Here is a 22,398-nt window from a genome sequence, read left to right on the forward strand (position 1 = left end):
GGCACACCACGGGCCGAATCCAGGCGGGCACGCCGACCGGTGCTACTTCGTTACAAGTCGGCCGAGAGGTGCCTGTTGCAGCGGTACCGGACGGACCGTCACCGGTCCCGGAGGATCCGGTTCCGCCGTTTGCCAGGACGCCTCGGGCACCCCGGCAGCCATGCCGTCCCGGACCGGATCCCCCGGCCCCGCGTCCCCCGGTACCCCCGTTCCCCCCGGCCCCGCGACGGCCGTACCGCCCGCGGCCCCCAGGCCCCCCGCTTCCCCCCTGGGTGCCGTCAGCTCCGCCACGCCGCACGGGACCTCCCCCGTGGCGTACGGCAGCCGCAGCACCCCGTCCGGCGTCCACAGCCCCGACCCGGTCAACCACCCCTCGGGCGCCGGAAGATGACGTACCTGCCGCTCGGCCGGCCGCCAGGTGCCGACCCAGCTGCCGAACGGCCCGTCGATGCACAGCGCCACCGCACAGCTCTCCGGCATCAGCACCTGCCCCGGCTGGATCGCGAACGGCGTCACCGCGCAGTCCCGGACGCGCAGACACTCCGGGAAGCGCACCGGCAGCATGCTGCCCATGACCCCCCAGCCCAATCGTTCCTGCCCCGGGGAGGGCGCGTCCGAGGAGATCAGCAGCAGCCCGCTGTCCGGGTCGGCGAGCAGCAACCGGTCGTCACTGCCCTCCGCGATCTGCAGCAGCGGCGAGATCTCGCCGCCGCGCCCCAGGTCGACCACGACCGTCTTGGTGCGCCCGCCCAGCTCCCGGTCCAGCGCGAGCAGCCGCCCGCCCCGGTCCAGCCAGACCCCGCCCGAGCAGCGCCCCGGCACCTCCGCGAGCAGCTCGGGCCCGAAGGCGCCGCCCGCCACCAGCCACACCGCCGTGGCCCGCGGACCGACGGAGAGGGCGTAGGCGCGCACCCCGCCCGGCGCCGGCGGCAGCAGCCGGAGCCGGGTGCCCGGCTCCGCGCACTCCACCGCGCCCAGCGGCAGCTCGCCGGTGCCGGGGCCGGTCGGGTACAGCAGCGAGAAGGTGTGCCGGCGCTCCACCATCCGCTGGATCAGCACCCGCCCGTCCGCCATCGGCTGCACCTGGGTGCCGGGCTCCTCCGGCTGGTTGCCGGGCAGCGGCACCGCGTACGGCTCCGGGCCGTCCAGGGTCCAGCGCTCCGGGAACCAGGAGTCACCGCCCAGCGCGAGGCGGGCGGCGTACGCGCCGTCCACCGTGATGGCGCACCGCGTCCCCGGCACACCGTCGTCCTCACCGGTGGAGGGGGGTTCGATCGCACAGGCTGTCATCGTTCGGTCACCTCCGGCGACGAAGCTAGTTTTCGCACGCACGGGCGTGGGATAGGCCCGACCCCGGCTTCACACATACGGGTGGCGCAGAAGCGATTCCTCTGAGGAACCGGGGCGTATGTGCTGAGCGGGACCAGGGGAAGCGGATGCGGTACAGCCCGGCAGAACAGCCAGGTAGCCTTTTCCCCGTGCCCCGTCTGTCTGAAGTCATCGCCGCGCTGGAGAACCTGTGGCCCGCCGCGCGGGCCGAGTCCTGGGACGCGGTCGGCACGGTCGTGGGCGACCCCGGCCAGGAGGTCACCCGGGTCCTGTTCGCCGTCGACCCCGTCCAGGACATCGTCGACGAGGCCGTGAAGCTCGGCGCCGACCTGCTGGTCACCCACCACCCGCTCTACCTGCGCGGTACGACGACGGTCGCGGCCACGCACTTCAAGGGCCGGGTCGTGCACACGCTGATCAAGAACGACATCGCGCTGCACGTCGCCCACACCAACGCCGACACCGCCGACCCGGGCGTCTCGGACGCCCTCGCCGGCGCGCTCGACCTCCGTGTCGTACGACCCCTCGTGCCGGACCCGACCGACCCCGAGGGGCGCCGGGGCCTGGGCCGGATCTGCGAACTCGACCACCCGGTGACCGTGCGCGAACTGGCCGCCCGGGCCGCCGAGCGGCTGCCCGCCACCGCGCAGGGCATCCGGGTGGCCGGCGACCCCGAGGCCGTCGTCCACACGGTCGCCGTCAGCGGCGGTTCCGGCGACAGCCTCTTCGACCAGGTCCGCGCGGCCGGCGTCGACGCCTTCCTCACCGCCGACCTGCGCCACCACCCGGCCTCCGAGGCGGTGGCCCAAAGTCCTCTCGCGCTGCTCGACGCGGCGCACTGGGCCACCGAGTGGCCCTGGTGCGAGCTGGCCGCAGCCCAGCTCGACGAGATCTCCGACCGCCACGGCTGGGACCTGCGCGTCCACGTGTCCAAGACGGTCACCGACCCCTGGACCGCCCACGCGGCGTCCACCGTCACCAACTAGCCCATCGGGAGCCCCCAACTGAACGCCGCGCCCGCCGACCAGATCCGACTCCTCGACGTCCAGGCCCTCGACGTCCGCCTGCAGCAGCTGGCACACAAGCGGAAGTCGCTGCCCGAGCACGCCGAGATCGAGTCGCTCAACAAGGACCTGACGCAGCTGCGCGACCTGCTGGTGGCCGCGCAGACCGAGGAGAGCGACACCGCCCGCGAGCAGACCAAGGCCGAGCAGGACGTGGACCAGGTGCGCCAGCGTGCCGCCCGCGACCAGCAGCGCCTGGACTCCGGCGCCGTCACCTCGCCGAAGGACCTGTCCAACCTCCAGCACGAGATCGCCTCCCTCGCCAAGCGCCAGGGCGACCTGGAGGACGTCGTCCTGGAGGTCATGGAGCGCCGCGAGGCCGCGCAGGAGCGGGTGACCGAGCTGACCGAGCGGGTCGGGTCCGTCCAGTCGAAGATCGACGACGCGAGCGGCCGCCGGGGCTCGGCCTTCGAGGAGATCGACGGCGAGGTCGCCTCGGTGACCAAGGAGCGCGAGGTCATCGCTGCCTCCGTCCCCGCGGACCTGCTCAAGCTGTACGACAAGCTGCGCCAGCAGCAGGGCGGCATCGGCGCGGCCAAGCTGTACGCCCGCACCTGCCAGGGCTGCCGCCAGGAGCTGGCCATCACCGAGCTGAACGAGATCCGCTCGGCGGCCCCGGACACGGTGATCCGCTGCGAGAACTGCCGTCGCATCCTGGTGCGTACGGCCGAGTCGGGTCTGTAAGGAGTCGGCGCGGTGAGGGAGTTCATCGTCGAGGCCGACGGCGGGTCGCGGGGCAACCCGGGGCCCGCGGGCTACGGTTCCGTGGTGATCGACGCGGCGACGGGCGAAGCCCTCGCGGAGATCGCGGAGTACATCGGCATCGCCACGAACAACGTGGCCGAGTATCGCGGCCTGGTGGCGGGCCTGAGCACCGCGCACACCCTGGACCCCACCGCCCGGGTCCACGTCCGCATGGACTCCAAGCTGGTCATCGAGCAGATGTCGGGCCGCTGGAAGATCAAGCACCCTTCGATGAAGCCCCTCGCTGCCGAGGCGGGCCGCATCTTCCCCCGGGACCAGATCACCTACGAGTGGATCCCCCGCGAACAGAACAAACACGCCGACCGCCTGGCCAACGAGGCGATGGACGCGGGGGCGAAGGGCGGCCAGTGGTCCCCGTCGGAGTCCAGGGCCGCGCTGGACACCCCGCGCGCCGTACCCGAGCCGTCGGGCCCGCCCGGAGACGCGGCAGCGGGTGCGGCGAAGGCGCGGGCGGCGCTGGCGAAGGTCGACTCGGCCGCCGCAGCTGCGGGCAGTCGTGCCGCTGGGGCGGCACGGGTGGGCGCAGCGGCACCTCCCAGCGAGCAGCGCCCCACCACCCCCGACGAGCAGCCCCCCTCAGTGTCCGGTGAGCAGCGCCCCTCCACCCCCGGCTGGAGCGCCGCCGCAGACATGGGCGCCCCCGCCACCTTCGTCCTCCTCCGCCACGGCGAAACCCCCCTCACCCCCCAGAAACGCTTCTCCGGCAGCGGCGGCACCAACCCCTCCCTCTCGGACGCGGGCCGCGAGCAGGCCCACCGAGCAGCAGAGGCACTCGCCAAGCGAGGCACGATCCAGGCGATCCTCGCCTCCCCCCTCGCCCGCACCCGCGAGACCGCCGGCGTCGTCGCCGCCCGCCTCGGCCTGGACGTCACGATCGAAGAGGGCCTGCGGGAGACGGACTTCGGCGCCTGGGAGGGCCTGACCTTCGGCGAGGTCCGCGAGCGCCACCCGGACGATCTGAACGCCTGGCTCGCCGACCCCGAGGCCCACCCCACCGGCGGCGGCGAGAGCTTCGCGGAGACCGCCACCCGGATGGAGGCCACCAGGGAGAAGCTGGTCGCGGCCTACGCGGGCCGCACGGTCCTGCTGGTCACCCACGTCACCCCGATCAAGACCCTCGTACGCCTCGCCCTCGGCGCCCCGCCCGAGTCGCTGTTCCGCATGGAACTCTCCGCTGCCTCCCTGTCGGCGGTGGCGTACTACGCGGACGGCAACGCGAGCGTGCGGCTGTTCAACGACACGTCCCACCTGCGTCCCTGAGCCCGGCGGCGGCCCGCGCCAGCTCCTCGATCCGGGCCCAGTCCCCGGCGGCCACCGCGTCCGCCGGGACCATCCAACTCCCGCCCACGCAGCCGACGTTGGGCAGGGACAGATACTCCGGCGCGTTCGCGGGCCCGATCCCGCCCGTAGGGCAGAAGCGGGCCTGCGGCAGCGGACCGGCCAGGGACTTCAGATAGGCGGTCCCGCCCGCCGCCTGCGCCGGGAAGAACTTCATCTCCCGCACCCCCCGCTCCAGCAACGCCACCACCTCCGAGGTGGTCGACACCCCCGGCAGGAACGGCACCCCGGACGCCCGCATCGCCGTCAGCAGGGCGTCCGTCCACCCGGGGCTGACCAGAAACCGCGCCCCGGCCGCCACGCACGCGCCCACCTGCTCCGGCGCGATGACCGTCCCCGCCCCGACCACCGCGTCCGGCACCTCGTCAGCGATGGCCCGGATCGCGTCCAGCGCGGCGGGCGTCCGCAGCGTCACCTCGATCGCGGGCAGCCCGCCGACGACCAGCGCACGGGCGAGCGGTACGGCATCCCCGGCGTCCTCGATGACGACGACGGGGACGACAGGCGCGAGGTCCAGCACAGACGAGGGCATGCCGCTCATCCTGCCGATGTGATGCAGGGTGCGCAAAGGTCATTGCATATGTTGCAACGACCTGGCCGACGGCCTTAGAGGAGGCTCAGTGAATCTCCTCCACCAGCACGTCCAGCGACCACGCCTGCCCCGCCTTCACCGGCGCCTGAGCCTCCACGACGTACCCGAGGTCCCGCAGCGCCTCCACCAGCTGGGCCGGACCCTTCGGCGCGGCCCCGGCCGACAGCAGGCTCCGTACGATCCGCCCCTTCGTCGCCTTGTTGAAGTGGCTGACGACCTTCCGGGTCGGCGCGTGCAGCACCCGTACGGTCGCCGTACGCCCGGCCACCTCGCCCTTCGGCTTCCACGCGGCCGCGTACGCGGCGGACCGGAGGTCCAGGACGAGCCCGTCCCCGGCGGCCTCGGGCAGCACCGACGCCATCGGCGTCCGCCAGTGGGCGCCCAGCGCCCCGAGCCCCGGCAGCTTCACGCCCATCGAGCACCGGTAGGAGGGGATGCGGTCGTTGACACGCACCGCGCCCCACAGGCCCGAGAACACCAGCAGAGACCGTGCGGCCCGCTTCTTCGCGGTCGCGTCGAGGGAGGCCAGGTCGAGGGCGTCGTACAGCACACCCGTGTAGATCTCCCCGGCGGGCCGCGCCCCGGCCGTCAGCAGTCCGGCGTTCTTCGCGACCTCGCCGCGCAGCCCCTCGCTCAGCCCGAGCACCTCGCGCGCCTTGTCCTCGTCACCGGCGCACAGCTCGACCAGTTCCCCGAGTACGGACTCCCGCGCGTCGGTCAGCCCCGGCAGGGACAGCGACTCCAGCTTCAGCGGGGCGCCACGGCCCGAGGACGCCTTGCCTTCCGAGGGCGGCAGCAGGACAAGCACGGGTAGTACTCCTTCTCTCCGGTTCTGCGCCAGGGTACGGGGTGCTGCCCCCGCGCCTTCGACCTACGCTCGACACATGCCCCGCCGCAAGATCCGCGTGACCGGCGCCCCCAAAGCCCCTCTGAGGGCCGCCCTCGCCGCGCTCCGCGCCGAACTCGGCGTACCGGAGGCCTTTCCCGCCGAGGTCCAGGCGGAGGCCGAGCGGTCGGCGCAGGCGCCCGCCCTGCCGTCGTACGACGTCACGGACCTGCCCTTCTTCACCGTCGACCCGCCCACCTCCACCGACCTCGACCAGGCGATGCACCTGTCCCGGCAGGGCACCGGCTACCGGGTCCGGTACGCCATCGCCGACGTCGCCGCCTTCGTCGCACCCCGCGGTGCCCTGGACGCGGAGGCGCACAAGAGGGTGAACACCCTCTACTTCCCCGACCAGAAGGTCCCGCTCCACCCCACCGTGCTCAGCGAGGACGCCGCGAGTCTGCTGCCCGACCGGACCCGGCCCGCCGTGCTGTGGACGCTCGACCTGGACGCGGAGGGCCGTACCGTCGCCGTCGACGTGCGCCGGGCCCTGGTCCGCAGCCGGGCCAAGCTCGACTACGCGGGCGTGCAGCGGCAGATCGACAGCGGGACGGCCGAGGAGCCGGTCGCCCTGCTCAGGGAGGTCGGCCTGGCCCGGGAGCGCCTCGAGGTGGAGCGCGGCGGGATCTCGCTGGGCGTCCCCGAGCAGGAGATCACCGAGCGGGACCACACCTACGAGCTGAACTACCGCGCCCCGCTGCCCGCCGACGGCTGGAACGCCCAGCTCTCCCTGCTCACCGGCATGGCCGCGGCCGACCTGATGACGGCCACCGGCACCGGCATCCTGCGCACCCTCCCGGCCGCACCCGACGGCGCCGTGGCCCGCCTGCGCCGTACCGCGGTCGCCCTGCACATCGACTGGCCGCACCACGTGTCGTACGCCGCCCTGATCCGCACCCTCGACCCGCACGACACCCACCACGCGGCCTTCCTCCAGGAGTGCACGACCCTGCTGCGCGGCGCCGGCTACACGGTCTTCCGGGACGGGAACCTGCCCGCGATCACCACCCACGCCGCCGTCGCCGCCCCCTACGCCCACTGCACCGCCCCGCTGCGCCGCCTCGCCGACCGCTACGCCGCCGAACTCTGCCTCGCGGCCGCCGCGGGCGAGACCCCGCCCGCCTGGGTCCTCGCCGCACTCGACGCGCTGCCGCAGCGGATGACCGAGGGCAGCCGCCGCGCGGCCGAGGCCGAGCGGGAGTGCGTCGACATCGTGGAGGCCGCCCTCCTCAAGGACCGGGTCGGGGAGGTCTTCGACGGCTGCGTGGTGGACCTCTCGGACCGCCAACCGACCGTCGGCACCGTGCAGTTGACGTCCCCGGCCGTGATCGGCCGGATCGAGGGCGAGCACCTCCCGCTCGGCGAACGCCTGCGGGTCCGGCTCACCCGAGCGGATCCGGGCACGTCGAAGATCCTGTTCGCACCCGCGTGAGGGCTCGCGTGAGGGCTCGTACGAGGTCGTCGGGGTCCTCGGCGTGCAGCCGGACCACGCTCGCCGTCCGGCGACGACCGAAGAGGGTCGTCCGGGTGACCGGCGCGGTGAGTTCGAGGGTGAGGGTGGTCCGGGAGGCGACGGGAAGGTCGAGTTCGCCCGCCGCGCGCTCGTGCGTGGTGCGCGTCTCCCGTCGTACGGCCCCGATCGCCGCCAGCGGTATGCGCAGGTCCACATGGGCGCCGTACCGCACCCGCAGCGCGTCCGGGGTGAGCACGTGCGGGCGGACCACGCAGGCCGCGTGCAGGCCGACGACGAACAGCAGGGTGTAGACGTCCAGCAGGAGCACGACCCGGTGCGCGGCGGGCCAGTCGCGCAGCAGCACGGACATGGTGAACGACTCGACCACACACACGAAGCCCAGCCCGAACAGGGTCGAGCCCTGCCCCCGCGCATACCCGAACGCCCGCCCGCCGGCCGTGCCGTGCGTACGCCGGGCCAGCCACAGCCCGAGACTCACGAACAGCCGCGCCTCGTGCCGGACCAGGCCGTGGACGACTCTCACGACCGTTCCCCGGCGAGGATCCGCAGGAGGCGGCGGATCGCCTCGGCCTGGGCGGGCGCGAAGTCGGCGTAGAGGGCGCGCAGGAAGGCGTTGTCCCGGTCGAAGTCCGACGCGGGCAGAAACTCCGCGGGGACCAGGTCGGCCAGAGTCCGCGCGGCCTGCTCCACGCGCGGGTCGTCCGGCGCGGCGTCCGCGAGCGCGTCGAGCAGCGCGTACGCCTCCTGCGCCCGCGCCAGGGCGTCCGGGCCGTCCAGGGTGCCGCGCAGTGCGGACAGCAGCCGCTCCCGGTCCGCCGCGGCCGCGCCGGTGTCGATCAGGGCGAGGATCTCGCGGTCCTTGGCGGCCATGGGGGAGTCGCTGCCGGGCAGACCGGCGAGGAGACCGGCCAGCTCGGGGGAGAACGGCCCGTCGGCGGGCAGCTCCCCGGCCTCCAGCAGCGTCCGCAGCCGCTGCCGGCGCTCCCTGATCTCCGCCTCCTGTCGGGCCAGGTCCTCGTCCAGTTCGGTGAGCACCTCGACCAGGTCCTTGCCGGCGTCGTCGGCGAGCACGTCCCGTACCTCGGTCAGGCCCATCCCCAGCTCGGTCAGCCGCCGGATCCGGGCGAGGACGACGGCGTGCCGGAGGGTGTAGTGCCGGTACCCGTTGGACAGGCGCTCGGGTTCGGGCAGCAGGCCCAGGTGGTGGTAGTGCCGCACCGCGCGCGTGGTGACGCCGACGGCGGCGGCGAGTTCTCCGATCCGCATGGGTCCAGTACAGACGTTGACGTCGCGGAAGGGTCAAGCGGTGACGGCGGCGGAGCCCAGCCAGCGTTGCAGGGCCTCGGGCAGGGACGCGCCGTCGTCCCCGCCGTCCGCTGCCCTCGTGCTCGCTGCTCCCGCGTTCGCTGCTCCCGTGCTCGCTGCCCCCGCGTCCGCAGCCTCCGCGTCCGCCGCCCACGCCACGAACCCGTCCGGCCGAACGAACAGCGCGGCCAGGTCCGGCCGGGCGGGGCAGGCGACGGTCAGGACGTCCAGCCGGTCGCCGTATGCCTCGGCGCGGGCGCGCAGCCTCGGGTCGTCCGCGAGGTCGAGCAGCAGGGCCCGGCCGGTGTGCAGATGGTCGCCGAGCCGGGTGCCGTCGGAGAGTTCCAGGTCAGGGGCGCTGTGGCCGGTGAGGGGGTGGTCGCCGGGGAGGTCGTAGGTCTGCCATACCCCGGAGATCTGCGTGACCAGGTACGTCGTACCGGTGGTGGTCAGGGCCATGTCGGTCACCACCCGGCGCAGGGCCCGGGCATGCCGGTCGGGGCGCATCAGCGCGATCTGGGCGCGGGTCCAGTCGAGCACCCAGGCGCCGACCGGGTGCCGTTCGGCGGTGTAGCTGTCCAGCAGGGCCTCGGGCGCCCGGCCGCGCACCACGGCGGCGAGCTTCCAGCCCAGGTTCATCGCGTCCCCGATGCCGAGGTTGAGCCCCTGCCCGCCGAACGGCGAGTGCACATGCGCCGCGTCGCCCGCGAGCAGCACCCGGCCCCTGCGGTAGTCGGTGACCTGGCGGGCGTTGTCGGTGAACCGGGTCGCCGTCACGACCTTCGTGACGGTCACCTCCGGCACGCCCGCCACCCGGCGCAGGCTGGCCTGCAGTTCCTCGGCGGTGACGGGCGCCGACCGGTCGGCCGGGGGCCCGTCGAACTCGACGCTGAGGATGCGACCAGGGAAGGGCCCGTGGACGTACGTCCCCACATCGGTGGTGTTCCACCCCGCGCCCAGCCGCTCGGTGCCGGACATCTCCACCACCGCCTGGTAGCCGGTGATCTCCGGGTCCGTCCCCGGGAAGTCGAACCCGGCGAGCTTGCGGACGGTGCTGCGACCGCCGTCGCAGCCCACGAGCCAGCCGGCCCGTATCGTCCCTCCGCGCGTGTGTACGGTCACCCCGTCCGCGTCCGCCTCGAACCCGGTCAGCTCCACACCCCGGCGCACCTCGACGCCCAGCCGCGCGGCCCGCCGGGCCAGGATCCGCTCCAGCTCGGCCTGCGGCACACCGAGACCGGCCTCGGCGGCCGGGCCGACCTCCGCCCAGACGGGGTCGGATCCGTCGAACAGGTCGCGGTCCATCATGATCCCGGCGAAGTGCCCGGCGAACTTCGGCGGGACGCTGAGCCGCTTCCCGAAGGCCCGCATCCGTTCCTGGGCCGCCTCCCACACCGCCGCCATCTCCGGCAGCAGGCCCCGCCGGTAGAACGCCACCGCGCTGGGGATGTTGACCGCGCCCGCCTTGATCGTCTCGTCGACCTCGCTCAGCCGCTCCACGACCAGCACCCGGGCCCCGCCGAGCCCCAGCTCACAGCCGAGGAACAGGCCCACGGGCCCGGCGCCGGCCACCACCACGTCGTAATCGGTCGTCGTCATGCCCTCGTCGGTCGTCATGCCCTCGTCGGTCGTCATGCCCTCGTCGGTCGTCATGCTCTCGTCGGTCGTCATGAATTCACTTTAGTCACTAAAAGTTTTGAGCGGCTATAGTTTTCGCATGAAAGAGGAACTTTCGCTGAGGGAGCGCAAGAAGCGGGAGACGCGGCAGCGGATCTCGGACATCGCCACGTTGCTCTTCGCGCAGCGCGGCTTCGACGCGGTGACGGTCGCCGAGGTGGCCCGCGAGGCAGGCGTCTCCACGATGACGGTCTTCAACTACTTCCCGCGCAAGGAGGACCTGTTCCTCGACCGCATCCCCGAGGCCGCCGACCTGTTCGTCACGGCCGTACGCGAACGCGCCCCCGGCGAACATCCGCTCGCCGCCCTGCGCCGCCTCACGCTCCAACTGCTCGACCAAAGACACCCGTTGAGCGCCATCGCGGAGAGGTTCGTGCACTTCTGGCGTGTCGTCATCGACTCACCGGCCTTGCGTGCCCGCGCCCGCGAGGGGGTCGAGGAGGTCGAGTCCGCCCTGGCCGGAGCCCTGGCCGAAACGGAAGTCGCCGACCCTTGCCTGCTGGCCGCCCTGACGGTCGCCGCGTACCGCACGGTCTACGTCACCTCGGCGCGCCGGCTGATGGCCGGGGATCCGGTGGAGGAGGTCGCGGAGGACCACCGTGCGCGACTGGAGGCCGCCTTCGCCGCGCTGGAGCGGATGGCTGCCTAGCTGCCCCTTGACGGCTAACGATGTTAGCCATACCGTCGTGGCTAACGGCGTTAGCCAGCCTGGCCCGGGCGCCGTATGACCCTGGAGGCAGCCATGTCCGCCACGACCACGAGCGCCACCTCGCCCCTCACCGTCCTGCGTCGCACGGCCTGGCTCGCGGCAGCCCTCTTCTGGTCCGCCTTCGCGGTACTGGAGGCCATGAACCACGGCTGGCTCGCCGGCACCCTCGCCCTGGTCTTCCTGGTCCTGCCCGACCTGACCTTCCTGGTCGCCGTAGACGACGCGCCCCACATGGCGAAGGGCCAACTGCCGCCGCGCGCGGTGCCGTACTACAACGCGATGCACCGCGCGCTGATCCCGCTGGCGCTGCTGGTGGCATACGCGTTCGGCCCCTTCACCTGGGCCCCCGCCTTCGCGGCGCTGTGCGGCTGGCTGGCCCACATCTCGTACGATCGCGCCTTCGGATACGGACTGCGGACGAAGGAGGGCTACCAGCGTGGCTGAGCGCCTGACACCGAGGGCACGGGAGATCGTCGCCGCTGCCCGGGCCCTCCTGGAGGAGTCCGGGGCGGCAGCCCTCACCATGCGCACCCTCGCCGACCGCCTCGGTATCAAGGCCCCGTCCCTCTACAAGCACTTCCCAGACAAGCACGCCGTAGAGGTCGAGCTGACGGCACAGATGCTCGCGGAATCGGCCGAGGCCCTGGAGGCGGCGGAGGCCCACACCCCCGGCTCCCTGGAGACACTCGCCGAGGCCTACCGCACCTACGCCCTCGCCCACCCCCACCTCTACTGCCTGGCCACGGAACAGCCCCTCCCGCGCGCCGAACTCCCCGCGGGCCTGGAGGACCGCGCCGCCCTACCCCTGCTGCGGGCCTGCGCCGGCGACCTGGACCTGGCCCGCGCCATCTGGGCCTTCGCCCACGGCATGGTGATCCTGGAGATCCACGGCCGGTTTCCGGCCGACGCCGACCTGGACGCGGCATGGAAGCGGGGCCTGAAGGTGTTGCACGTCTAAGCGGGGTCGGCGAAGTCGGCTGCGGTTCTGCAGCGCCGCAAAGGGGCGCGGGGAACTGCGCGACCAGCCACGACGGCGCCGCAGACGGCTGACGGCACATCGCGGCACATCCCGCGGAGCGCTCAGCAGGCAGAGCACGGCAAGGGGGTGTGTCCGATGACGGAACAGGCGCTGTGGACGAGGGCGCGACTGGGGCTCTGCGGCCCCCCGCTCGACCTGCTGACCGCGAACTTCCGCCGACACACCTACGCCCCGCACGCCCACGACGAGTACACGGTCGGCGTGTGCGTGGGCGGCTCCGAGGTGATCGACTACCGCGGCGGCCACATCCGCACCGGCCCCGGCACGATCGTCGTCCTCGAACCCGGCGAGATGCACACCGGCGGCCCCGGCACCCCCACCGACGGCTACGCCTACCGCGCCCTGTACGCCGAGCCGACCCTGCTCGCGGACGGCACCCTCGGCACTCTCCCGCACTTCCGCGAACCACTCCTCGACGACCCCGAACTGGCCACGGCCCTCCGCCGCGCCCACACCGAACTCAGCGCCTGCCCCGACCCCCTGGAGGCCGAATCCCGCCTCCCCTGGCTCCTGACGGCCCTGGCCCACCGCCACTCCACGGCAAGACCGATCTCGGACCACATCCCCGGCGCAGCCACCCTGGCCCTCACGGTCCGAGACCGCCTGGCCGACGAACTGACAGCCCCACCCTCCCTGGCCCTCCTCGCCTCCGACCTGGGCCTCTCCCGCTACCAGCTCCTCCGAGCCTTCCGCACGACCATGGGCATACCCCCGTACGCCTGGCTCGCCCAGTACCGCGTGACGCGGGCCCGCACCCTGCTGGAGGCCGGCCTCCGCCCGGCCGAAGTGGCGGGCCTGGTGGGCTTCGCCGACCAGGCGCACCTGACCCGCTGGTTCCGCCGAGTACTGGGCGTGACCCCGGCGGCCTACCGCAACAGCGTTCAAGACACTTAACGCGTACACGACCGAAACTCGCCCCATGACTGCACGCGGCTGGTTTCTCTTCTCCCTGATGGGAGTGGTCTGGGGCATCCCCTATCTGATGATCAAGGTGGCGGTGGACGACCTGTCCCCGTCCATGGTGGTGTTCACGCGCTGTGCGCTGGGCGCGCTCCTGCTCCTCCCGTTCGCGATCCGAGGCGGCGGCCTCATCCGGACGGTACGAACGCACTGGCTCCCCATGCTGGCCTTCGCGTGCATCGAGATCATGGGCCCGTGGTTCACCCTGACTGACGCCGAACGGCACCTGTCCAGCTCCACGGCGGGCCTGCTGATCGCGGGCGTACCGATCGTCGGGGTAGTTTTTGCCCGCTTCTTCGGCGACACGGAACGCCTCGGCATGCGTCGGGTTGCGGGCCTGACCCTCGGCCTCGCAGGCGTGGCGGTCCTCACCGTCCCCCACCTCACCGGCGGCGACGCCCGCTCACTCGGCGAGGTCCTGCTCACGGTCCTCGGCTATGCGACGGCCCCCCTGATAGCCGCGCGCTGGCTGAAGGACGTCCCCACCCTCCAGCTCACGGCCCCCTGCCTCACCCTGGCCGCCTTGGTCTACGCCCCCGCGGCCGCGGCCACCTGGCCGTCCACCGTACCGTCGGGCCAGGTCCTGGCCTCCCTCGCCGGCCTGGGCGTCATCTGCACGGCACTCGCCTTCGTGGCCTTCCTGGAACTGATCAAGGAGGTCGGCCCGACCCGCTCCACGGTCATCACGTACGTCAACCCGGCGGTGGCGGTAGCTGCGGGAGCCCTCTTCCTCAACGAGCCCCTGACCTCCGGCATCCTGGTCGCCTTCACCCTCATCCTGGCGGGCTCGGTCCTGGCCACGGCGACCGCCGGTCCCCGCCGCCCCACACGCCCGGTACCATGGTCGACACGGCAGACGAGCCGGGCGGACGGCCGCGTGGAGTCCCCCTAGGGGGCTTCCCGAGGAACGTCCGGGCTCCACAGGGCAGGGTGGTGGCTAACGGCCACCCGGGGTGACCCGCGGGACAGTGCCACAGAAAACAGACCGCCGGGGACCTCGGTCCTCGGTAAGGGTGAAACGGCGGTGTAAGAGACCACCAGTGCCCAGGGTGACCTGGGCAGCTAGGTAAACCCCACCTGGAGCAAGGTCAAAAGGAGCCGCTGTAAAAGGCGGCTCTGCGCGGACGTTCGAGGGCTGCCCGCCCGAGTCCGCGGGTAGACCGCAGGAGGCCGGTGGCAACGCCGGTCCTAGATGGATGGCCGTCGCCGAGGGGTTCGCGAGAACCCTTCGGAACAGAACCCGGCGTACAGCCCGACTCGTCTGCCTCTTCCTCTTGCCCGAGAGGTGAGGCGGGATGGATGTCCTCGGCATCGACGCGTGCGGCAAGCAGGGCTGGACAGCCATCAGACTCACGGACGGCGCGTACGCGGGCAGCCTGGTGGACGTCCGACTCGACGCGTTGATCGAGCGTGCGGGTGGGGTAGCGGCGATTGCGGTGGACATGCCGCTGGGCCTGGTCGAAAAGGGCTGGCGCAGCGCGGATCTTGAGGCAAGGACGTTGCTGAGGGTGCGGCGCAGCAGCGTTTTCCTAGTGGCACCGCGACCGGCCTGGGAGGAGTCGGATTACGCGGCGGCCGGGGATCGGTGCCATGAACTCACGGGCCATCGGCTGAGCCGGCAGGCGTGGGCGCTGGCTCCGAAACTCCTTGAGGCTCGGGCGTGCTGGCTAGCCGACGAGCGGATCCACGAGGTGCACCCCGAGGTGTCCTTCTACGCCTTGGCCGGAGGGGTGCCGATGAGCCACGCCAAGAAGACGTGGCGTGGACAGATGCGCCGCCGCCAGCTGCTGGCCGCAGCCGGGCTCGTGCTGCCGGATGAACTCGGCGAGGCGGATGTCGTTCCCGCGGACGACGTTCTTGATGCCGTTGCCGCGGCCTGGTCGGCGTACCGAATCGCGCTGGGGGTCGCGGGGCGGATTCCCGAGGTGCCTGAGCTGGACGCGGAAGGGCGCGTCGTCGAGATCCGATACTGACTATCCGTCACACACCTTGATCGGTAACCACGGAAATCCTAGCCCTGGCGTAGGCAACATCCGGCAGGGAACAGTGCAGTGACCGGTGACAGGCCGGAGTGGCGTCGGTTTGCGCCTGGCGCGGTCCTTATCTCGCGAACCGGTTACGCGCACATCCCCGGCTGCTCGCACCTGACTGAGGACCTGGTGAAGGAGCCTGAGTGGGGCTGGATCCCGGACCCGGAGCCGGTCTCTGGAACCGGGCGAGCGTGGCTCATCCGGTGGTGGCCACGCAGGTCAACACCAGGCTCCACGCGGTACGACGGTGCACGGACTGCCAGTCTCGGCTGACGGCCCATGCGTGAAGGGCGCGTCGTCAGACTGGCACTTCCAGCAGCGCGCCGGTCAGGCGATCCGCCGCGTCCGGTCGGCCAAGGGCGCGGGCCTGCGCTGCCATCTCCTCCCGGAGTTTTGGTGAGGTGAGGATCGGGGTGCTGGCCGTGCAGAGGCTCTAGGGGATGACCGCCTCCTTCAGCAGGGCCACAGCTGCGGGTGAACTCGCCCTGTCTGCCCGCGCCCAGTGATAAGTGGTCGCGGCAGGGCTTTGGCCCCGCTGGAGTGTGCACACGATCTTCACGGTCCCTCATCATGCGAAACGACAACACAGCTCAGAAGACGATTTCGAGCTCACGGGGCTGTCCCGGCGTACAGCCCGACTCGTCTGCCGTCTTCGCGTTTGCATGGTCTGGGCAGCCGCCGGAGTGGCGATCAGCGGGTGGCGCCTGTCGGCCACAGCACACGCACGGGGACGCCGTTCCGCTCGGCGTAAGCCACCACATCCGCTGTGCCCCCATACCCCCACGCTGGCTTCCCATCCCACACTGCGATCAGTTCGTCGGCCAGGCCGACGAGGATTTCGGACGCGGCCATGTGGGCTTCGGAGGTCGACTCGGTCAGGCCGGTCTCGTGCACATCGCCAGCCCGGCTTAGAAGTCGGTCGTAGACGGGGTGGTGCCAGTCCGGCAGACTCTCGCGGTACTTGGTCGCGGGCACGACGACCTCAAGCTGTCCGCCGTGTTTGAGAACAGCCTGTGCGAACCAGGAGTCCGGGCCGTCGGCGATGCACGACACCGCGACCAGGTCGGCTGCGGCGTGCGCGTTCACTGCCTCGTTGATCATGGCTCGCACGCGTTCCTCGACCTCCGGGCTCAGCCCGCGGTGACCGGTGATCCCTAGCTTCATCTGTCGTCGTCCTCTCCCTGCTACAGGTGTACGTCGTGCAGCCGCTCGTCGAAGTTACGCATCACCTTGGGCGGTGAAGTGGTGGTGAGGCTACGGCGCACTTCACGCGCCCGCTCCACGATCCGCCCCGACCGGTACTGCAGCCCTGCGTCGAGCGCCCGCCCGGCGAGTGCGAACGCCGCCTCGACCCGGCCGGCTGCGAGGTGCCCGGCGGCGATGTCGAGGGCCAGCAGGGCGCGTTGTTTGGCGTGGCCGGTGACCAGAGCCTCTACGTCCTCGGACAGCACCCAATCCGCGAGGCCAAGCCGGGCGCCGCAGGTGACCCGGGCTGCCGCTACCTTCTCGGGGCTGAAGGTGAACACCCACGGCCACGGCGGTGGGTCCTCCGGCAGTGCCTCGGCTGCCGCTCGGGATACGACCAGTGCCTTGTCGGCCGCGCGCCGGTCCCCGGCTGCGGCGTGCCCGAGCGCTTCCACGCTGGAGAGCCACGCATCCGCCACCGGCGGTGCGTTGTCGCCCAGCGCTCGGCGCGCTTTCCGGGCCCGGTTCAGCGCCTCGACACCGTTACCGGCGTGCGCCTCGAACTGGGCCAGGCTCCCGGACTGGTAGGCCGTGAGCAGTGGGTCACCGGCGCTGCGGGCCGCTTTGATCGCCGAGCCGTACCAGGTGCGGGCGGACCCGGTGTCACCCATGTCCCAGTACAACCATCCCGCCAGGCTCGCCGCCTCGCTCGCCACGGCCGCCAGCCGAGCCCGTGCGGTGACATTCGCGTTCTGGGCCACGGTCTGAATGAGCCGCAGATGTCCACGGACGGCTTCCACCAGGTCCCGTGACGGTGTGGAGCCGTCCAGCCGCCTGTATGCCGTGGTGGACAACCGCAGGGCAGCGGCCTGCCCTGCGGCGGTATCCGCCACCTCCGGTCGGGCAGTCAGTACCGGAGCCGCCGCAACCGCGGCAGCACCCCCGAGGAACCTGCGTCGCTCCACGTCTGACCCGTCTCTCACCTGCACCGAGGGGCGGCCACCTGCGAGCCCGACAAGCGCCGGCGGGATCTCCAGATGCGCGGCGGCCGCGGCCAGGGCGTCCGTGCTGTATGTGCCAACGCCGCGCTTCTCCAGGCGGGAGACAGCCGACTGCGACATCCCCAGTGCTTCACCGAACTGGAGCTGAGTCATGCGCCGGTCCCTGCGGGCCAGTTCAATCACTCTGCCGTAATCGCCTGTCCGGGAAGCTTCCCGGATCTCTTCCGCCTGCTGCACGGCTTACCCCCACGCTACGAGTCCACAGGGCCCCGGGCTCCTGCCCGTACCCGCTCAACGCATATCCGCATGCGTTTGCCGCATGCGTGATGGTCCCACAGCGGTGGGTGACCGTTGACTGTCTGTCAGCGCCAACGAGCCCTTAAGCAGGATCTGTTGGCGCGTGATACGGCCCGTCGCCTGCGCTCCTGGGGCGGCCCGTCTACGGCCGCGATCACGTTTCCCACTCGTGAGGGAGGTGAGCGCGGCGCACCCCCCAACCCCACCACCAAGGCGTGACGATGACGATGACCGCGGAGCCACCACCGCAGGGCCACCCCGGCTACAACATCACGATGGGTGCCGAGCCGAAATCTGTCGCCCAGGCCCGCCACCTGGCCCGCCAGAGCTGCACCGCATGGGGCTTCGATGCCGAGACTGGCGAGACCGCTGCCTTACTGACCTCCGAACTTGTCACCAATGCCGTCCTCCACGGCCGCTCGCACTCCATCCGTGTCCAGGTCGCGCGGGTTGACGGCGACCTGGTCAGGATCGTCGTCGTCGACAAGTCCCACCGCATGCCCGAGATGAAGCACCCGGATCCCGAAGACGTCAGCGGCCGTGGCCTGCTCCTCGTCGATGCCCTCACTGATCGATGGGGCACAGACCTGCTGCCCTGGGGCAAACGCATGTGGGCCGAGATTCTGATCAAGAAGCAGAGCGAGCAGTGAGCGGTCGCCGCTGGCGCGGCGTCCTCGAACCGTACCTATGGCCCGCTCCCCGCCGAAGCCGCGTCGCCCCTGCCGCCTTTGGCTCATGAAGCTCCGCCCGTATTCCCTGCGCAAGACCGGGACAGGCGGCCACCCAACACCACACGAGAAGGGAGCACCATGAGCACTCCCCGACCTCCGATCCCCGGCCCGGACCCGCCGGGCGGTCCCGGCACACCGCCTGCAACACCCGCCCCGAGCAGCCAACACAGGAGGTAACCCAGTGGGTAAGCACCAAGGACCCCCAGCCCCGATCCAGCCGCCGCCTCCACCTCCCCCGCCATCGCCCGACGGCTCCGGTCCGCCTGGTGACGGAGGCCACCGAAAGTGACCGCGAAGCACCAGGAGCGCCCCGGCCGTACGCGGCTGGGGCGCCGCCTCACGGAAACCGGCGCTCTCTCCTCGGACTGGGTACCGGCGTTCGCGGCCGTAGACCGCGCCGCCTTCTTGCCTGACCTGATGTGGCTGTGGGACATGGACACCGAAACAGCCGTCCCCGTTGACCGGCGCGAGGACGCCGCCGCCTGGCATGACACAGCCGACAGCGACAAGCCGATCGTGACGCAGTGGGACGACGGACGGCACAACGGCACCAAACCCGGTCGGGTGCCCACCAGTTCGGCTAGCGCGCCTAGCATCGTGTACGGGATGCTGCGGGACCTGGACATCGACGTCGGCATGCGCACGCTCGACATCGGCACCGGCACGGGCGAAACCGCCGGACTGCTCGCCCACCGCCTCGGGTGGCGGAACGTGAGCACGCTCGAACTGGACCCGGCCGTATCCTGGGCCGCCCGGGAACGCCTTTGCCGACTTGGCCTGTACGTGACCACCGTCATCGGCGACGGCGCGGATGGATACCCGGCCGCTGCCCCGTACGACCGGCTACTGGTCACCTACGCTGTGCGCACCGTGCCCGCCGCGTGGATCGCGCAGACCCGTTCAGGCGGCGTGCTCGTTGCCCCCTGGGGTACGCACTACAGCAACCGTGACGCTGTTGCCCGCCTGGTCGTGAACGGTAGGGTCGCCTCCGGCAGGTTCACCCAGGCCGTCGAGTTCATGAAGGACCGCCACGATCGCGCTCCCTGGCCGAACCATGGCGAGTACGTCACGGACTGGTCGGGTGCCAGTAAACAGACCGCAGACCTCGCGCCGGCTGAACTCGACGCCGCCCGGTTCGCGCTCGGCCTGGCCGTGCCGGACTGCGTCCACACCGCCTACGCGGAGGCCGACGGCACTCCGGCCGCCTGGTGGTACAGCATCCGTGACCACTCGTGGGCCGCCGCCCGGTGGTCCGAAACCGAATCAGCCAGTGTCTACCAACGCGGCCCCCGCCGCCTGTGGGACGAGATTCAGGCTGCTCACCGGTGGTGGGAGCTGCGTGGGTGCCCGCTGGTGGAGAGGTACGGGCTCACTGTCGATCCGTCTGGCGCTACGGTGTGGCTGGACGAGCCGGACCAGCCAGTACCGCAGACCGCGACCCGGTAGGAGGCGCACCGTGGACCGAGAGGACGAGCCGCTGGAGGTCTGGGCCGCACGCCGCGACCGGCGCCGGGAAGCGGACCGGCAGATCGTCGGCACACGCCGCGTCGTCTCCCTCGCCCCCGGCCCGAAGGCGGCCCATATCAACCCCGAGGGCCCACGGGCCCTTCTGGGGTGGGACGGGCACGCATGGGTGACGGTCGGCGTCGCACGGAACGCCGACGAAGCCCGCGAATTCCTCGGCCACATCCCGGTCCCGGCCGCGGAACCCGGTGCCGAAGTCCCGCCAGCAATTCCCGGACTCGGCCTGGGGCCAGGACGGCACCGTAAACCCTGACCCGGCACAATGATGCCTCCGCCAGTCGGACTGGCGGGTGGGCCGCACGAGTTCGGCGGGCTGGATGGCCGTCGCTGAAGGGCCCGCAAGATCCCCCGGAACAGAACCCGGCGTACAGTCCTACTCGTCTGCCTTCTGGGATCTGACCAGGGAAAACTTCCTGATCAGGGCAATGCGTCCTGGGGGAGTTCCTGCCTGTACGTGTGGATTCCTGGGAGTCCCGCGCGAACGATCCTATGTCGAACTTCATCCGCCCATTCTGTGTTGACTGCGGCAGAGGACGGGTGCGGTGAACGCCAGCCTGGAGTTGAGGATGGCATGGATTTCGGCCAGGCGTTTGCCCTGGGAAAGCAAGACAGCGATGTGTGCGACCACAAGGCACCGACGAGCTGATGACTGCCGAGATCGTCATGCATGTGCTTCTTGGGTAACCTCGGCGTATCAAGGGTATGAAAAGACCCTCCAGGATCTGCTGGGGCCAATTTCGCGCTCTGCAGTGAGCGATCTGGATGCAGCGTGCTGCTTGCCCCCTCGCTGTTTCTGCTGGTGCGCATGGTGATGGAGGGGGCGATGTCTACCTGGGGCACGGGCATATTCATTGTCCCGCCGTGTACCGTCCCCACGCGAGGATCAGCTGGCGGACCTCAGCTGGGCGATCTGCTTGTCGAGGTTCCTTACCTGTATCGAGTCGGCTCCGTAAGCGTCGACCAGGAGGATACGGACGGCTTCGAGTTCCACGAGCGATTCCTCCAAGTAGCCGGACGCCGCCAGCATCTGGGCGACGACGAAGCAGGAGTCGCGGATCTGGTCCGCGGTGTCGCCGTCAGCTGAGGCGTGGGCGTTCTGCACGTAAAACCGCAGCTGCGGAAGGGCCCTGTCCGGTTTCCCGATCTCGGCGTACGCGTGGCCGGCATGGTAAGCGCAGTCCAGGACGATGGGGTCGCTAGGCGGTAGGTACTTGCGGTAGTCGCGGCCGACGACGTCGAAGAGCGTGGCGGCATGGGTGTACTCGCCAGCGTAGAACTGTGCGGCGGCCAGGAAGTGGCGCAGGCGCAGCTCCAGGTAGGGGTCATCTGCAGCGCGGGCGACGCCCGCTTCGAGGAGACGGATCGCCTGGGAGGGTTGGTCATTGTCCAGAAGCGCCTGCACGTTCGCCTGCAGGGCTGCTGCTTCGGCGTCCGTCAGCCGAGTCCGGTCCGTGGCCTGCTCCCGTGGCCTGGTCGCGGCCAGGAGAGGCAGACGGAACGGGCGGGTCGGGTCACGGCTGTCCTCGCCAGTGGCGGATGCTCCGGTTGATGCGGCTGCGTGAGGAAGAAGCGCCTCATATACGGCCTCTGCCTGAGGCCGCTTCCCCGGGTCCTTCGCGAGCATTGACGTTACGAGGGTGTCGAGTGCCGCCGGAATGTCGGCACGGCGCGTCAGTACCGACGGGGCGGGTGTCTTCAGGTGGTGGGCGCGCAGGGGCATGGCGGAGGTTGCGAAGAACGGTACGTCCCCCGTGAGCAGTTCGCAGAGCAGGCAGCCGAGGGAGTAGATGTCCGACGCGGAGGTCACCGGCTGGCCGAGGCATTGCTCGGGTGACATGTACGGCGGAGTGCCGACGGTCTTGTCGACCTGGGTCAGCCTTGGCAGGGCCCCTGCGCCGCGAAGGATCGCGATGCCGAAGTCGAGGACCTTCACCAGACCACCGTCGATGACAATCATGTTGGCTGGCTTGATGTCGCGGTGGACGATGTCGACTTGGTGCACGCCGACCAGGACCGCGGCGATTTGCGCGGCGATCGACGCGGCCCATGCCACGCTCGGTGGCGCAGAGGTGTAGTCCGCGTGGTTGAGCAGCGTTTCCAGGGTCGATCCGCGCAGCAGCTGCATGACCAGCCACAACTGGGTGCTGCCATCGTTGCCGGTTTCGACGCCCGTGTCGTAGACCGCGGGAATGCCCGGGTGTTCGAGCTGGGCAGTGGTGCGGATCTCCCGCAGGAAACGCTTGCGGTCCCGTTCCATCTGGTCGAGGAGATCCGCTGCCTCCGGGCTGTCCGGCGCGGTCGGAACCGGTCCGGACGACGGCCGCAGGAGTTTGATCGCTACGCTTCGGTCCAGACGCTCGTCATAGCCGTGAAAGACCTCACTCATGCCGCCGCGGCCGAGTACACCGTCCACGCGGTAGCGGCCCGCGAGGAGCCGTCTACCAGGAGACTGTGCCACACCGTCGTTCACGTCCCACCACCCCTGCCCAGCG

At 71.2% G+C, this 22,398-nt stretch carries 21 protein-coding genes, 1 other RNA gene and 1 pseudogene; 14 read left to right on the forward strand and 9 right to left on the reverse strand.

Annotated elements, in window-relative coordinates; genetic code table 11:
• Positions 1 to 42: 42 nt before the first annotated feature.
• A complete protein-coding gene (locus BEK98_RS20760) occupies positions 43 to 1,290 on the reverse strand; it encodes a hypothetical protein (protein WP_094218089.1) in 1,248 nt (415 codons plus the stop codon).
• A 188-nt stretch (positions 1,291 to 1,478) separates the two neighbouring features.
• Here BEK98_RS20760 and BEK98_RS20765 point away from each other — a divergent pair, with 188 nt between their 5' ends.
• The 3 genes from BEK98_RS20765 to BEK98_RS20775 are packed head-to-tail and all read left to right on the forward strand — an operon-like array spanning position 1,479 to position 4,418.
• Complete coding sequence (locus BEK98_RS20765; RefSeq protein WP_094218090.1) at positions 1,479 to 2,315, forward strand: Nif3-like dinuclear metal center hexameric protein; 837 nt, start codon at positions 1,479 to 1,481, stop codon at positions 2,313 to 2,315.
• An 18-nt stretch (positions 2,316 to 2,333) separates the two neighbouring features.
• A complete protein-coding gene (locus BEK98_RS20770) occupies positions 2,334 to 3,077 on the forward strand; it encodes a CT398-like coiled coil hairpin domain-containing protein (protein WP_094218091.1) in 744 nt (247 codons plus the stop codon).
• Between the two features lie 12 nt (positions 3,078 to 3,089).
• Positions 3,090 to 4,418: a bifunctional RNase H/acid phosphatase gene (locus BEK98_RS20775; RefSeq protein WP_094218092.1), complete on the forward strand. Its 1,329-nt coding sequence runs from the start codon at positions 3,090 to 3,092 to the stop codon at positions 4,416 to 4,418.
• Here the strand turns inward: BEK98_RS20775 and BEK98_RS20780 are convergent.
• Together BEK98_RS20780 and yaaA are read right to left on the reverse strand one after the other, a co-directional pair.
• Complete coding sequence (locus tag BEK98_RS20780) at positions 4,390 to 5,037, reverse strand: bifunctional 4-hydroxy-2-oxoglutarate aldolase/2-dehydro-3-deoxy-phosphogluconate aldolase (RefSeq protein ID WP_094218093.1); 648 nt, start codon at positions 5,035 to 5,037, stop codon at positions 4,390 to 4,392. The two genes, BEK98_RS20775 and BEK98_RS20780, sit on opposite strands and share 29 nt — an antisense overlap.
• Positions 5,038 to 5,113: 76 nt before the next feature.
• Positions 5,114 to 5,896, reverse strand: a complete 783-nt coding sequence (gene yaaA, locus BEK98_RS20785) for a peroxide stress protein YaaA (protein WP_094218094.1) — start codon at positions 5,894 to 5,896, stop codon at positions 5,114 to 5,116.
• Between the two features lie 76 nt (positions 5,897 to 5,972).
• Between yaaA and BEK98_RS20790 the strand changes: the two genes are divergently transcribed.
• Positions 5,973 to 7,406: an RNB domain-containing ribonuclease gene (locus BEK98_RS20790; RefSeq protein WP_094218095.1), complete on the forward strand. Its 1,434-nt coding sequence runs from the start codon at positions 5,973 to 5,975 to the stop codon at positions 7,404 to 7,406.
• Here the strand turns inward: BEK98_RS20790 and BEK98_RS20795 are convergent.
• From BEK98_RS20795 to BEK98_RS20805, 3 genes are read right to left on the reverse strand one after another with little or no spacing between them, the layout of a single operon-like run.
• Positions 7,357 to 7,971 (reverse strand): hypothetical protein, encoded by a 615-nt coding sequence (locus BEK98_RS20795; RefSeq protein ID WP_094218096.1) that lies wholly within the window; start codon positions 7,969 to 7,971, stop codon positions 7,357 to 7,359. The two genes, BEK98_RS20790 and BEK98_RS20795, sit on opposite strands and share 50 nt — an antisense overlap.
• Positions 7,968 to 8,714, reverse strand: coding sequence for a MerR family transcriptional regulator (locus BEK98_RS20800; protein ID WP_094218097.1), 747 nt, complete (start codon positions 8,712 to 8,714; stop codon positions 7,968 to 7,970). The genes BEK98_RS20795 and BEK98_RS20800 overlap by 4 nt, the downstream gene beginning before the upstream one ends.
• Positions 8,715 to 8,747: 33 nt before the next feature.
• The gene (locus tag BEK98_RS20805; RefSeq protein ID WP_279635473.1) at positions 8,748 to 10,370 is read right to left on the reverse strand and encodes an FAD-dependent monooxygenase; all 1,623 of its coding nucleotides are present in this window, start codon (positions 10,368 to 10,370) and stop codon (positions 8,748 to 8,750) included.
• Between the two features lie 100 nt (positions 10,371 to 10,470).
• On the opposite strand from BEK98_RS20805, the gene BEK98_RS20810 reads away from it, so the two are divergent.
• From BEK98_RS20810 to BEK98_RS20845, 7 genes and pseudogenes are all read left to right on the forward strand, one after another.
• Positions 10,471 to 11,079 (forward strand): TetR/AcrR family transcriptional regulator, encoded by a 609-nt coding sequence (locus BEK98_RS20810; protein WP_094218099.1) that lies wholly within the window; start codon positions 10,471 to 10,473, stop codon positions 11,077 to 11,079.
• 93 nt (positions 11,080 to 11,172) lie between these two features.
• The gene (locus tag BEK98_RS20815; RefSeq protein ID WP_094218100.1) at positions 11,173 to 11,583 is read left to right on the forward strand and encodes a DUF4260 family protein; all 411 of its coding nucleotides are present in this window, start codon (positions 11,173 to 11,175) and stop codon (positions 11,581 to 11,583) included.
• The gene (locus BEK98_RS20820; protein ID WP_425276616.1) at positions 11,576 to 12,097 is read left to right on the forward strand and encodes a TetR/AcrR family transcriptional regulator; all 522 of its coding nucleotides are present in this window, start codon (positions 11,576 to 11,578) and stop codon (positions 12,095 to 12,097) included. Before BEK98_RS20815 ends, BEK98_RS20820 begins: the two co-directional genes overlap by 8 nt.
• Positions 12,098 to 12,253: 156 nt before the next feature.
• Positions 12,254 to 13,072, forward strand: a complete 819-nt coding sequence (locus BEK98_RS20825) for an AraC family transcriptional regulator (protein WP_094218101.1) — start codon at positions 12,254 to 12,256, stop codon at positions 13,070 to 13,072.
• 88 nt (positions 13,073 to 13,160) lie between these two features.
• Positions 13,161 to 13,877: pseudogene (locus BEK98_RS51295) on the forward strand (DMT family transporter); the annotation flags it as partial.
• Positions 13,878 to 13,995: 118 nt separating this feature from the next.
• Positions 13,996 to 14,402, forward strand: an RNA gene (gene rnpB / locus BEK98_RS20840) — RNase P RNA component class A.
• Positions 14,403 to 14,433: 31 nt separating this feature from the next.
• Positions 14,434 to 15,111: a DUF429 domain-containing protein gene (locus BEK98_RS20845; RefSeq protein WP_094218103.1), complete on the forward strand. Its 678-nt coding sequence runs from the start codon at positions 14,434 to 14,436 to the stop codon at positions 15,109 to 15,111.
• A 747-nt stretch (positions 15,112 to 15,858) separates the two neighbouring features.
• On the opposite strand, the gene BEK98_RS20850 is transcribed toward BEK98_RS20845, so the two are convergent.
• Together BEK98_RS20850 and BEK98_RS20855 are read right to left on the reverse strand one after the other, a co-directional pair.
• The gene (locus tag BEK98_RS20850; RefSeq protein WP_094218104.1) at positions 15,859 to 16,332 is read right to left on the reverse strand and encodes a hypothetical protein; all 474 of its coding nucleotides are present in this window, start codon (positions 16,330 to 16,332) and stop codon (positions 15,859 to 15,861) included.
• Positions 16,333 to 16,352: 20 nt separating this feature from the next.
• On the reverse strand, positions 16,353 to 17,591 hold the full coding sequence (locus BEK98_RS20855) for a helix-turn-helix domain-containing protein (RefSeq protein ID WP_244201913.1): 1,239 nt from the start codon (positions 17,589 to 17,591) through the stop codon (positions 16,353 to 16,355).
• Positions 17,592 to 17,872: 281 nt separating this feature from the next.
• Here BEK98_RS20855 and BEK98_RS20860 point away from each other — a divergent pair, with 281 nt between their 5' ends.
• The 3 genes from BEK98_RS20860 to BEK98_RS20870 all read left to right on the forward strand — a co-directional run bounded on the left by BEK98_RS20860 (position 17,873) and on the right by BEK98_RS20870 (position 20,159).
• Positions 17,873 to 18,301, forward strand: a complete 429-nt coding sequence (locus tag BEK98_RS20860) for an ATP-binding protein (RefSeq protein ID WP_094218267.1) — start codon at positions 17,873 to 17,875, stop codon at positions 18,299 to 18,301.
• Positions 18,302 to 18,667: 366 nt separating this feature from the next.
• Complete coding sequence (locus tag BEK98_RS20865) at positions 18,668 to 19,828, forward strand: methyltransferase domain-containing protein (protein WP_094218106.1); 1,161 nt, start codon at positions 18,668 to 18,670, stop codon at positions 19,826 to 19,828.
• Positions 19,829 to 19,838: 10 nt separating this feature from the next.
• Entirely contained in the window at positions 19,839 to 20,159 is a 321-nt protein-coding gene (locus tag BEK98_RS20870; RefSeq protein WP_094218107.1) for a DUF6087 family protein, read from the forward strand.
• A 630-nt stretch (positions 20,160 to 20,789) separates the two neighbouring features.
• On the opposite strand, the gene BEK98_RS20875 is transcribed toward BEK98_RS20870, so the two are convergent.
• Positions 20,790 to 22,376, reverse strand: coding sequence for a serine/threonine-protein kinase (locus BEK98_RS20875; protein ID WP_244201914.1), 1,587 nt, complete (start codon positions 22,374 to 22,376; stop codon positions 20,790 to 20,792).
• Between the last annotated feature and the right edge of the window lie 22 nt (positions 22,377 to 22,398).

The sequence above is a fragment of the Streptomyces diastatochromogenes genome, assembly GCF_002242805.1.
Taxonomy (GTDB): domain Bacteria; phylum Actinomycetota; class Actinomycetes; order Streptomycetales; family Streptomycetaceae; genus Streptomyces; species Streptomyces diastatochromogenes.